The organism is Candidatus Protochlamydia naegleriophila (assembly GCF_001499655.1).
In the GTDB taxonomy this organism is placed as follows: Bacteria; Chlamydiota; Chlamydiia; order Chlamydiales; family Parachlamydiaceae; genus Protochlamydia; species Protochlamydia naegleriophila.
Window position 1 is genome coordinate 12,454 of record NZ_LN879502.1, and the last position, 12,739, is coordinate 25,192.

The following is a 12,739-nucleotide window of genomic DNA, read 5'->3' on the forward strand; positions in this document are numbered from 1 at the left end:
ATCCTTAAATTCTTTTAAATATATGATTAAAAAAATAAATACATATTCTCTTTTTGCTTATTTTAATTCTAATTAATAAAATCTTTTTATATTCGATTTAATATTACCACATATCTTTGATTAAGTTTTTACTTGATGTAATTGGTATTAATAGATTAATTAATAAAGGTAATATTAATATGAGTAGCAATATTTCACAAAATGCTGCATTTCAGCTTCAAATCATCACAGAGAGTTTTGAGAATGGAACAGTCTTGGGTTTTGACAAGGTTGAGCAGAAAGAGAGATCTTTTCATACATTTGGGGATGTCAAGTTTGTTGACTCTAAATGCGAGTTTGGCAATGTCATTTTCTTGAGAATTGCGAATTTGATTAGTAACAGTCAAGATCGGTTGGCGTTGCCTGACCTAGCTAAGCTGAAGGTTGTCCTGGATAAGGAAATTTCTGTGATTGAGGCCGATACTGGGGGGATTGGCGGGTTTTTCCGTTATTTTTTCAGCCCGGGTGCCAAGGCAGAGAAGAAGGAAAAACAGAACTACATGAAAGGCTTAAAGTCTGTTGTGGAGCAACTATTGGCGAAAAAAAAGGAAAAAAATGAGCTTGAGCAGCAAGAGAAGCCCTCATTTCCGAGTCATCCAGTAGTTAAAGAACAAAGTTCCACGCTTATCGTTCGGCCTGCAATCAAAGAAGAGAAGCCATCAGTCGTATCAGAGCCGTTGAAAATAGAACCTCCAAAATCTGAAAGCGACGTTCTTAGCCCTGTTAAACTCCCGCCACCACCACCACCACCACCGCGGCCACAACCTCAGCCTCTAGCGCCTATGTCAATGTTGGCCAGTCAAGCAAAGCCCTCATTGACGCCAGAGCAAAAACACGATGAAAACCAGAAGCGCATTCTTGAACGGAACCTGAAGGAAAGGGCCAACCCACTCAACTTTTATGATGTTTCACGCCCTAAAAACGAGAAACAGCTAGAGAAGCAGCAGACCCAGTTCAAAGCCGATATCAGTAAATTTAATCTTGTCAAAGGTTCAGTCCCTGGGCACATTAAAATGCAAATAGAGGGATGGATTGCGGAAAAGCAAAAAGAGCTTGATTCGATTGAAGAGCAATTGAAGGGAACGACTAAGGCAATTAAAGGGCTGCAGGAAGGGCATTTTAATTCAGACTTTCTTTCTAAGGCACAAAAACTTACCAATGAGGAAATCAAGTTTATTCTTTTACAATTCCTTGATGGCAAGGTACCGAGCCAACCATCAACGAATGGTGAAGAATCGAATGTACGCGATGTGTTGAAATATCGCTGCTACACAAGCAACAAAGAATTCTTTGATGAGATTTTGCCTGAATGGGAAGCTCTCTCCACAAGTGAGATTGGTAAAGCTTTTGCGCCCCATAAACAGGGATGGGATAATTATCTGAGCGGAGGAGTTACTCCCTTTATGCAGATTCTCAGCAAGCGCAAGTTACCAGTCAAAAATATCGATCATTTGAAAACGCCTGAATATAAAGCTGTTTCATTCGAAGAAGCCCAGAAAAAAGCAATTAAGAAGCCAGTGGCACGCAGCAGCGAGTCAGGTGGCGGGCAATTGGATCTTGGAATGATTCAGCGTGGTATAAAATTGCGCTCTGCAACCGAGCAGAAGCCTTTGGCCGAAAAAAGTGATAGCCAGGAAGAGACATTGCTTGACCAAATAAAAAAACGGACGGTCCTTATTAGTTAAATGATACGAGTCTTTTGATTAAAGGCTGCTTGCATCCTTAACGATGCGAGCAGCTTTTTTTTGCCTAAAATAGGAAGTGTAAAAATGTTGTGATAAATTATTTAAATTATCTCATTTTCCCTTATAAAAGGACCAGGATCTTAAAAGACATTGAGCCTTTATCGGACTTTGTTTGGCTGATTCTATTAGTTCAGTTCTTTACAGAATGTTAAAAATTTTGAGGTGAAAATGAATAGCAAAGCATTTAAAGCTTGGGATATAGCTCTTGCAGCCTTGGCCTGTGCGTGTTCTTTTTTTGGACAGGCTGATGCTTGTACACGCGTTCTGTACACAGGCGCTGAGGATACGGTGATCACAGGACGTTCAATGGATTGGTCCGAAGACATTCATTCGAACCTGTGGGTATTTCCTCGCGGCATCAAGCGCAATAGTGCTGTGGATAAAAACGCATTTGATTGGACCTCTAAATACGGCAGTTTAGCTGTTTCGGGTTATGATGTAGGAACTGCCGATGGAATGAATGAAAAGGGATTGGTTGCCAATTTGCTTTATTTAGCTGAGTCAGAGTATGGCAAACCAGATAGCAGTAAACCTGCGATGTCAATCAGCTTGTGGGCTCAGTATGTCTTAGATAATTTTGCTACCGTCGCCGAAGCTGTGGACGCTTTACGTCTCGAACCTTTCTGCATCATTGCCCCCATCTTGCCGAATGGTTCTCCGGCGCAGCTGCACTTGTCACTTTCAGATCCAAGCGGAGATTCGGCTGTCTTCGAGTATCTTGATGGAAAGTTAGTCATTCACCATGGAAAAGAGTATACAGTCATGACCAATTCCCCTTCTTATGAAGAGCAATTGGCGCTTAATCGTTATTGGCAATACATTGGTGGGCTCTCCTTCCTTCCAGGAACCAATCGGGCAGCCGATCGCTTTGCGAGAGCATCGTTTTTCGTGGAAACGATTCCTACCAAAACAGATTCTCACTATATTTCAGCTGTTCCAGAAAAGAAGTTTATCTACCAGGCCGTGGCAAGTGTTCTTAGCGTTATGCGAGGAGTAAGCGTTCCTTTGGGTATCACGACGCCCAATCAACCCAATATAGCCTCAACTTTGTGGCGTACAATTTCGGATCAAAAAAACAAGGTTTATTATTTCGATTCGGCAACTAGCCCAAATACCTTTTGGATACCATTAAGTGATCTCAGTTTCAAAGAAGGGGCTCCAGTCATGAAATTATCTTTGGATGGGGGGAAAATTTACGCGAGCAATGCAGCTAAATACTTGGAGGAGCACAAAGGGTTTACGTTTTTGCCAGCCAAGTTTTAGGAAGAATGGGGAAGAGGGTAAGAATGGCTGGCAATTCTTACCTCTCTCGTACAAGCATTTCTGGAAGGCTACTATTTGTTTCTTTTCTATTTATTGATTTTTAGAAGATCTAAAATCAGGTTAAAATGATTTTTCTACTACCGCTGAAGTCCTGCCTTGATTCGATATCACTTGCCAAATGGATTAAAATGAACTAAAAAAATTCTTTTTAAAATAACTCTCATTATCAATGACACTGCTCATGAGGATATGGCCTATATGGATAAGCAACATGATCTTCTCGATGAATTTTTAGACCGCTATGATGAAGAGTCGCAGATCGAAGCCTTGCGTATCATTATTCCCCATCCCAATATCGCCTACGAGACTCTTTTCTCAAAAGATAGGGTTTTCTTCTACTTTGTTAATTATGCCGATGCATGCGTTTTCAAAGGGGCTTTAGAATTTAAAGTCATCTTCCAGATTTTGGAATCTTTTTGCTTAGAATATCCTTCGCTGAAAATTTTAGCCGACCGCTTTTTAGAACAGTCACGAATAGAGTATGAGCTCTTTACGTCTTTCATTTCCCCTATGGAAGAGGTCAAAGAACTTAAGCTTCCTCCTGCAGTTGAGCAATTTTTTATTTTGCTCAAACAGGGAGTCTTGAGCAATCAAGAAGGCATTGAAGCTATACTTCAGAGGCTTCCAAATCAATTTCAAAAGATTCTACGTCCTAAAATAGCGATGATGCGCGGATGGGAAGTCCTGCAGCTAGCGAAACCTGGCCTCATGCAGGAACTGGGTGAGGGTGATCAGTGGATTTATAAACAGCCCTGGAGGGCCTTTTCTTACGCTCTTCCTTTAGAGCGGCAGCCGCAGGGGAAAATTGAAGGGTGGCCCTTAATCTTTTTAGAGCCGCTAGAGGGAATGGATTATGCTGCCTTTCTTGAACCTTATTGTTCGCAGGAATGCTTGATTGTCTTTCAAACAGTTTCTCATCTCTTTCAGCTTTTGCAATTTGAAGCCTTGCATGAAATATTGGCAAGGCCGCATGTCTATTTCTATGTCTTGGATCTTTATCCACAAGGCCAGTTTCTTCATCAAAATTTAAGATGGCAAAATGAGCACTCCCTTTACCCTGTTTGGATGCTCTCTCAAATGCAATTAAAAGAGGCTTTGCCTGCATTGAGTGAGTCTTTGAAAGCTAGTTTGATGCAGCCGAGCGAAGATTTTGAACGCGATACGCCTCCATTTAATTGGCTTTATGGTGCAGCCAAACAAGCACTTTCAGCAATCGAATCTCATCGCTATGGAAAAGAGCGGGCCATAGCTTTAAGCATTGAACAAGGCTTGCAAAAATGGTTTGACCCTCACAAAGGAAATCTTCCAGTTAATGCTCCTTTAGGCCCCCTACCAGAAAATTACATTAAAGAAGAAATAGAACAACGTTTAAAAGTGCGTGGAAGGCCATCTTTTTTTCCTAAAAATAAGATAAGATTAGCACATGTTGTACCTCAAATTGTCGACGGCGGCCATGCTCCAACGAAACTCTTAAAAACTCTTTGTACGTTTGCAGATCGTCGCTGGTTTGACGTATACGTCATTAGTACGGAAAGGCTTGCAGACCACGTATTAAGCTATCCCGTTAGCCATTTTAGCTCGCCCTCTTCGTCGCAAAGGGGCTCTTTGACGCTTAAATATTTTAATGATATAGGCGTGACTGCCTTGTTTGATGGAGAATCGCCTACTTATGACCTAGCTATTAAAAATACGCTCGATACTTTGCAGAGTCTTTCAATCGATCTCGCTATTTTCCATGGACCAGACGAGCTCAACAGCTTGATTAGCAGTAGTACACAAGTGCCTATTCGAGTCTTATTTGATCACGGAACGCTTCCATCCTATCCCTGCTTCGATTTAGCCATTTTAAGTACAGATGAGGCTTATCATCAAAATCACGAGGCTTTTCGTCAAAAGGGAATGGAGAGCTGCATTCTCCATTTTTCCATCGATGTACGCATGGGGTGGCTCGATCGTCCGTTTGGATTGCCAGGGATTGGACTTCCAGATGGGAGCTTTGTCATGACGACCATCTCGCATCATTTGGACACGAGGGTGACGGCGGAGATGTGCCATGCTATTGGAAAAATTTTGAAGCGGTGCCCAAAAGCTGTTTATGCGCCAATGGGAGAGGTTGTTAAAAAAAAGCAATGGATGGCTATTTTTGAACAGTATGGAGTGGCTAGTCGGATCTTTTTTTTAGGAGAGTGCTATAATCCGAGCCAATTTGCCCGTTCGATGCACCTGTATTTAAATGAATTTCCTTTTGGCAGCGGACTCGGCATCTTAGATGCTATGGCTGCCGGATGCCCAGTAGTATCGATGTACGATGAGCATGGTCCGCAGCAAGCGCGCTATGCGGCCACTTACTTTGGCAGCGATTATGTCATTAAGAGTGGGCTAATCGATGACTATGTGGATTTAGCATGTCGCTTGATCGAAAATCCTGTAATGTATCAAGAATGGTCCGAGCATGCTCTTAGCCAGTATGAGAAAAGAGTTGATACACCCAAGTACGTCCAGAAATTTGAAACGATTTTAGAGCAGTTTATTGAATACTTTCAAAAGAATGAGTAGCCGATTTAGCGAGCTTGCTTTGCACACAGATTTTGCCTTGATAGTGCCCTAATCCGTACGCAAGCCTACATTTTAGAGTACTATCAGGGGTCTTAGTTCCAGCACTTCTTGATTTTCATTTTCGAATCTGCAGAATTTGAAATGTGATAAAGATTCCAAGCAATCGATATAGGAGAGACGGAATGGGACCTGTTGAAAAGACTTACCAAAGCTTGACTGATCCGCAATTGTTCCAGAAAGAGGCTAAAACTAAAAGCTATTTGAAGCTGTCTAAAGATCGATCGATATCCCATTTTTTAGCCTTGACTAAACCCTGTTTCTTAGAGCGCATTTTAGCCAAGATAGGTATAGGAGACGCTAGTCTGCAAAAAATCAATTGTTTCTTTAAGTCGGAGGAAGGGCAAAGGCAGCTCGCTGCATTGTTGCAGCATGCTAACTTTTCAGAAAATGACAAAAAAAAACTGCTAAAAAACGTGCAGATTTTACAAGTGAAAATGCAGCCGAAATGGGGAATCAGCAAAATTTTTTGCATTGCAGAGCCCTTTTTAATCAAGGAAGTGAGTGAATCAAAAAGAGCTTCTCCAGTTCCTGGAGAGAATGCCTTGTTAGCAGTCAATCGATCACCCTCCACAACCCCCTTAGAGATCGACATAAAGAATACTGACCCTTCTTTCGTGACTAAGTCGGAGGGTGCTGTTATTGGGCAGAAATTGGATCAGCCGGTCTATCGACTTGGATTCTTCAATCCTAAAGTTAAAATGAAAATTATGCAGATTGTAGAGGTTCAGCGCAGTCAAGGAAATCACATTAATGTATTTGAGGAGGGTGGAGAGATTTTTGTCTACCACACGCGCCATGAAATGCATACCTGGGCTTCGATCTGCCCCGATCTAGACCCTTATTTTAGTGGATATAAAAGCATCTTCAAGGGATATACGCGCTATTTAATGGCCGCATCGATTGTCAAACAAGAGGGCGGAGAGTTTGGATTTTGGGAAGAGAAATTGCAAGATGTTGACCAAGAGGCGCTCTCATCTCCTTTGTGTATTTTACCCTCTTTCCCAACATTTACAGGTTCATCAGAAGAAATTTCCCAACTCTTTGAGGTGTTATTAAAAGAGCATAAAGGAATCTTGGTCGGGGAAAATCATGATGAAAAGCTTTCCAGAAAAATTTTAATGGAGCACATGGCGTACTTGGCCTCTCTTGGCATCAAAACCTTCTTTTTGGAGCATTGCTGCTTCGACACACTTCAATATGAGTTAGATCAATTTTTTAAAACGCAGGTTCCTTCTCATTTTCTTCGAGCCTTTTTATCTTCTGGATATGGGGGAAGCATAGGATCGTCTAATTATTTTAATCTCATTGATGCAGCAGTCCAAGCTGGCATTCGCCCGGTTGGCCTCGAAATGGCAATTACTCAGTTGGTGGGGTATAAGAGCTTTGAAGGCTCGGATGGAAAGGCGCGCATGCTTGCCATGAACATGTGTGCCAAAGAGATTATTGAGCGGGAAGCGGGTGAAAGTAAATATATGGTACTCGTTGGCGCAGGGCATCTTTCTTATTGCGACGGGGTGCCAGGATTATCGGAGCTTTGCCACGTTCCTTCCCTATTTTTTAGAGAAAGTGAGAAAAAGACCTCCTACACTCCTGATAGCGTCAACTTAAATATGCATTTGAGAAAGGCGCAACAAGTGTTTAACCATGCACCCAACCAAGTTTATCGATTGAACGCTCTTATAGATATTAAAGAAGAGGTTTAGCTGAAATATGTCCTACAGTTTTTTGCTTCAGCCTGCCTGGGAAATCATTTTAAATAACGGTTTTTAAGACGATGGAAGGGGTAGGTGAGGTAGGCTTTGAAGAAGGGGAAAAAACGATAGTGAAAGATGATGTCGATAATGTCTTGATTGCTCAGGAGCCTGAAGGAGTTGACAACGCGATCGACAAATGAATCCTTACGAGAAGTTACTAGATGTTCTATGATGTATTTTGAATAGAGCCATTTCCTACCAAAATAATGGCTCATTCTTTTGTCGTAATCTTCAAAATTGACGATGTCTTGATTTAAGAAGCGGATTATTTCTTCTCCACCCATTCGGCCACTGACTAAGGCATGTCGAATACCTTCACATCCTAACGGATTAATGGAAGAGATGGCATCGCCGATGGCAATCACGGGACCTGCATGCCGTTTTTCTTTTTGACCTTTGGTGTAGTAAATGGTTTTTCCATGCTTGTCAATGATGTCTCCTTCCTCACTTTCTCCGCATAAGGCGAGAAGTTTATCCAGATAGTGGCGATAAGAAGGGTCATAGGGAAGATACTGTTTATTTTGAAAATAGCGGATGACTCCTACTTTTAGACGATTGGGTGCCATGGCAAAAATCCAGCCATATCCTTGAGGCATCCATTGATGCCCTAAGAAAAAGTGCATCGATTGGGCAAATTGGGCATAGGCACTTGGTGAGACGTTGAGGTGATACTCGATCCCTGTAACAGCCATGGCTTGATTCTTGTCGTATGCGTTTTTTAAAAGGACTTTTCTTTCGCTTCCGGTAGCATCCACTAAAACTTTTGTTTTTACTGGAAAGATTTCCTGGGTAGCCAAATCTTTAAGCCTGACCTGCACGAAGCCATTGGAAAGAGCGTGGGATTGATAGCTGCAGCTTAAGCGCACTTCCCCTCCTTGCTTGACCGTTTCCTCAGCGAGAAAGGCGCGCAGCTTGTCAAAGTCCAAAACGGGGCCAAAAGCAACATCTGCCTCCCAATTCGCTTGTGTACTAGTAGAAGAGATGGCCAACCTGTTCCAATAGGTCCCGACTGTGGAAGAGGGAATGGCAAATTCTTCCATCATTTGAAGCGGTCCCCCTCCACTTGAATAGTTATTTTCCAAAAAGTCTTTGGCTCGATCGATTAAAAGAACTGTTTTGCCTCGAAGGGCAAGTTCCCGCGCACATTGTCCACCGGCAGGTCCTGCCCCTACAATGATGGCGTCATAGTGGTCCATATAGCCTCCAGTGTGCATGAATAGTTAGATACCAATAAGCCTGATCTGCAACTTAATTCAAAAGATGAAAATAAACAAATTATTTTAATTTATACTTGTAATGGTTTTTTTATTTAATAGGTTGATTTTAAGGGTTTTAAGTTTATAACCAGGCAGACTGTTGATACTTAAGCAACAACTATTCAAGTTACAGAGGGTTTTAGAACGACTGTAAGCCTTCTAGGGACGAACGGTTAGCGAGAACCTATGGGTTGTATGAGACGGACCTAGCATTACTGCTTGCGGGGTGGTCACTGAAAAATTTTTGCCAAATTGCACTGTTGTGGTATGATCGTTGTCTTATGAAATAGGCGAGGAATTATGGACATTTGGCTCGATACCACCAATGTAAAAACTATTCAAAAAGCTGTTCGTGTGGGGATTCTATCTGGCGTTACGACGAACCCCAGTTTGCTTGCCCACAACAAAAAAGATGTAGAAAAAACTTTAGAAGACCTTTTGCATCACCAAGAAGGACCTGTGACGGTTCAAGTCGTGGCCGATGATACGCATGAGATGCTCCAGCAGGGGCAAATGCTCTATTCTTTTTCCAACCGCATCATTGTTAAAGTTCCAATCACAAAAAATGGATTAGAGGCCATTCATCTCCTGGTTAGGCAGGGAATCCCAACCATGGCGACGGTCGTTTTCCATCCTCGTCAAGCTTTGATGGCTGCTTTGGCCGGAGCCAATTACGTTGCTCCCTATATAAGCCGCATTGAAAAAATGGGCAAAGACCCATGGGAGATGCTCAATTCTATGACAACTATTTTTCAGCACTATCGTTTGCAAACAAAAATTTTAGGGGCTTCCTTAAGTTCGATCGAGCAGGTTGTGAAGTGTGCCGAAATAGGCATCTATGGAGTGACGTTGAAGGATGAAATTTTTGAAAAAATGATTGAAGATAATCCGGCCACTTTAGAAGGGGTTCACCAGTTTTCCGAAGACTGGAAAAAAGCTTCTTCTTCTCTTTTTAGTTCGTGATCGTATGCCAGAAGAACTAGAACTCCTTTTAGTTAATCTGTTTGAGAAAAACGCTTTGATGAGTGCCGTTTTGAGTTCCCCTTTCGCAAAGGGGGGGCAAAAAGTGACGTTGCGGCAGCTGACTATTAAAGAGCGGCCAGTTTATCAGGTCACGACGATGAAAGAGCGGCAGGCATTTCATCAAAACTACTCTTCAGAAGAGGCTCTTGCTTATTTTCAAGCGAATATATTTGATTTCAAGCAAACATTTTTGCATGCCACTGATACCGATTATCAAGTCCTCATCAACAAGAAGAGGCATGTAACGATTCTCAAGAAGGCTTCTTCAAAAACTACCCTTCCTTTAGCTCATAACCGCACAAAGCACTACATTCTCAATGAAGGAACACCGATCCCCTTTTTGATAGAGCTTGGGGTGATGAGTCCTGAGGGAAAGGTGCATGCTCAAAAGAAGGATAAATTCCGGCAGGTCAATCGCTTCTTGGAAATGGTCGACGATCTCTTGGCTCAACTGAGTCCTCAGCCTTCTTTGCATATCGTCGATTTTGGATGTGGGAAAGCCTATCTCACCTTTGCACTGTTTTACTTTTTGACATCGATCAAGGGCTATTGTGTCAAAATGACGGGAATAGATTTGAAATCGGACGTCATTGAGCTGTGTCAAAAACTTGCTCGCAAGCTTGGATGTGGAAACGATTTAAACTTCGTTTTAGGTGATGTCAATGGCTTCGAAACAAAACAGTCCGTTGATTTGGTTATTTCTTTGCATGCCTGTGATACGGCTACCGACGCGGCCTTAGAAAAGGCTGTTAGATGGCAGTCTCGCGCCATTTTGTGCGTGCCTTGCTGTCAACATGAGCTTTTCAAGCAGGTGCGCAATGAAGCGCTCGCTCCTCTTTTGACACATGGAATCTTGAAGGAGCGGTTTGCTGCCTTGGCAACCGATGCAGCACGCGTTCAGCTTTTGGAGGCTTTGGGGTATCAGGCTCAAATCATGGAATTTATCGATCTTGAACACACACCCAAGAACCTCCTGATTCGCGCCACGCGTCGCAAAGCAGATAACCAGGCTCATGCACAGCAGGCGTGGCAAGCCTACCTAACCTTCAAAGAGGCGCTGCAGATCGATCATTCTTTAGAAAGGCGTTTTCAAAAAGAGTTGGGTGGATGACCCTTAAGGTGTGGGGCTATTCTTCTAAGTGGGCTAGGGATTCGAATTTCTGTGCCGAATGATTAATGCAGGCACCGAAAGAGATGAATTTACTTTGATTTGAAGTACATTTCTCTCGCTTGAAACAACCGATGTTTAGATGAGAGCTTGTCATTGTATAGAGATTTATTGGCATTGATTAAGCAGGCAAATATACTTGCACATACTCCGAATGATAGGCCAAGCTCTTTTGCAAAGTGTATTGGCAAATGATTTTCTGCAAATACCAGAATGTCTCGGTAATTTTTTGACTTAAGCGCATAAAAGGCGAGCTGAAAGAAAAAGTTGTGAGCGTCTCTTATGACGGCCTTAGATTGATGAGCAAGCAGGTGTAGAGTCTTGTCTGTGTAGGGGCCTGATTTGTTCTAACGTAATGTAATCAAACTCTTATTCTGGAAGGTGTCTTCCTTTGCCTCCATCGATCCAGTGGGGATCATTGCGATTTTGCATCCACCAATTATCGGAAGGAGTTTGCAGAATTGTTTCGGCCAGTTTGAGTGCCATGGGGGTTTGAAGCCGCTGACGTACGCGTTGAAACCAATCGAATGCTCTTTCATTTCCCAATTCTTGTTCTCTTTTGAGGACGAGCAAGAGTTCTATCTGGTCGGCATCGTGGGCAATTTGAGCCTCTAGCGAATCACCTTGTTCATAGTCTTGGATCCAGTTCACTACTTCAGGCCCAAGAGTAGAGCCTTTCGCTAGATCTTCTAAGGCTATGCCAAGATTTGGCCTGACATATTTTTTTTGCACGTAGTTAAGATCACCGATGCGCGCTTCAGGTAAGTCGTGCAAAAGGCATAGCATCATCAGCTTATAACGGTCGATAGGCTGATCGCTTAAGTGAGCCAGAGCATAGCCTATCAAGGCTACCCGGAAACTGTGCTCGGCAACCGATTGCTTGCCAGAGCCTAGAAAGGCAAAGCCTGAACGAGGAACATGAGCCAGCATTCCAATTTCATGTAGGAGATTGACAATTTCAGGAAGAAGTGACATGCGTAACATCCTTGGCTAATGTATGAATTTCAATCATCCCTTTTATCCCTATTTTTTGAAAATGCTCTTTTTCTAACCAATATTAAGAAAAAATTAACTTATCTCTTTATATTATCTTCATTGCTAAATCGTATGCTCTTTGTTAAAAAAATCTACTTGGAGTTTTATGATTCAAACAATTCATCCTGTAATAATTGAGAATTTTCTTCAGTTGAATGAAGTTCCTCGCCTTCATCCTTTTTTTGAGAAAATCATTGATAAGCAAGTTCACGAGATTGCGCTCAATATTTTTGAAAAAATCGTTGATTATGTCTGTCGTTATTGTTATGGCGCCTATTATAAGAGATTGGGTTCTCTAGAGGGTTTTGTTGATCAACTGCCTCAAAGGATTCACCGCTTTGGAGATGGAGCTCCTCTTTATGATCTTACGGAGACGGGAAGAGCAGAAATTGAGGCTAAAAGAATGGTTAATTTAATTACCTCTGAAACCTATCTTATTGAAATGATCAAATTGGATCAGACGGATGTTCACTTCGATCCGGATTTAGATGTGTCAGCCTTTTTTGGTAGAGAGCATAATACCGAATACATGCTTGTCAAAGATCATCCGCAAGATCGCCATTTGGTGACGATCATTGAAAAGGAAATGGATGGTAAGGAAAGGGAGTGGACGGTCAATTGCGAGGATCGCTTAGATAAGATTAATCCCTTTGATAATAGACCGGCTGGGCAATATCTGCTGGCAGATCCTCATTTTGATGATCCGATGCCTGTCATTGATTTTTTCTAATTTAAGAAAAGAGAGGTTTTCTACCTCTCTTTTTTCCCGCAACTTTCACC

Annotated in this window: 9 protein-coding genes; 7 read left to right on the plus strand and 2 right to left on the minus strand. The window is 42.2% G+C overall.

Annotated features, from left to right (window positions below; translation table 11 throughout):
• Nucleotides 1-179: 179 nt before the first annotated feature.
• The 4 genes from PNK_RS00075 to PNK_RS00090 all read left to right on the plus strand — a co-directional run bounded on the left by PNK_RS00075 (nt 180) and on the right by PNK_RS00090 (nt 7,426).
• Entirely contained in the window at nt 180-1,724 is a 1,545-nt protein-coding gene (locus PNK_RS00075) for a hypothetical protein (RefSeq protein WP_032124703.1), read from the plus strand.
• Between the two features lie 228 nt (nt 1,725-1,952).
• A complete protein-coding gene (locus tag PNK_RS00080) occupies nt 1,953-3,047 on the plus strand; it encodes a linear amide C-N hydrolase (RefSeq protein ID WP_032124704.1) in 1,095 nt (364 codons plus the stop codon).
• Nucleotides 3,048-3,305: 258 nt separating this feature from the next.
• A complete protein-coding gene (locus PNK_RS00085) occupies nt 3,306-5,663 on the plus strand; it encodes a glycosyltransferase (RefSeq protein WP_059059502.1) in 2,358 nt (785 codons plus the stop codon).
• A gap of 182 nt (nt 5,664-5,845) precedes the next feature.
• Nucleotides 5,846-7,426 carry a TraB/GumN family protein gene (locus tag PNK_RS00090; RefSeq protein ID WP_059059503.1) on the plus strand — a complete coding sequence of 527 codons (1,581 nt, stop codon included), beginning with the start codon at nt 5,846-5,848 and terminating at the stop codon, nt 7,424-7,426.
• 44 nt (nt 7,427-7,470) lie between these two features.
• On the opposite strand, the gene PNK_RS00095 is transcribed toward PNK_RS00090, so the two are convergent.
• Nucleotides 7,471-8,673 (minus strand): NAD(P)/FAD-dependent oxidoreductase, encoded by a 1,203-nt coding sequence (locus PNK_RS00095; protein ID WP_059059504.1) that lies wholly within the window; start codon nt 8,671-8,673, stop codon nt 7,471-7,473.
• 360 nt (nt 8,674-9,033) lie between these two features.
• On the opposite strand from PNK_RS00095, the gene PNK_RS00100 reads away from it, so the two are divergent.
• Both PNK_RS00100 and PNK_RS00105 read left to right on the plus strand, forming a co-directional pair.
• Complete coding sequence (locus PNK_RS00100) at nt 9,034-9,696, plus strand: transaldolase family protein (RefSeq protein WP_032124708.1); 663 nt, start codon at nt 9,034-9,036, stop codon at nt 9,694-9,696.
• A 4-nt stretch (nt 9,697-9,700) separates the two neighbouring features.
• Nucleotides 9,701-10,867, plus strand: coding sequence for a class I SAM-dependent methyltransferase (locus PNK_RS00105; RefSeq protein ID WP_079992733.1), 1,167 nt, complete (start codon nt 9,701-9,703; stop codon nt 10,865-10,867).
• A 426-nt stretch (nt 10,868-11,293) separates the two neighbouring features.
• Here PNK_RS00105 and PNK_RS00110 read toward each other — a convergent pair whose 3' ends face one another.
• Nucleotides 11,294-11,899 (minus strand): HD domain-containing protein, encoded by a 606-nt coding sequence (locus PNK_RS00110; protein WP_059059505.1) that lies wholly within the window; start codon nt 11,897-11,899, stop codon nt 11,294-11,296.
• 166 nt (nt 11,900-12,065) lie between these two features.
• On the opposite strand from PNK_RS00110, the gene PNK_RS00115 reads away from it, so the two are divergent.
• The gene (locus PNK_RS00115) at nt 12,066-12,689 is read left to right on the plus strand and encodes a hypothetical protein (protein WP_059059506.1); all 624 of its coding nucleotides are present in this window, start codon (nt 12,066-12,068) and stop codon (nt 12,687-12,689) included.
• The last annotated feature ends 50 nt before the right edge of the window (nt 12,690-12,739 follow it).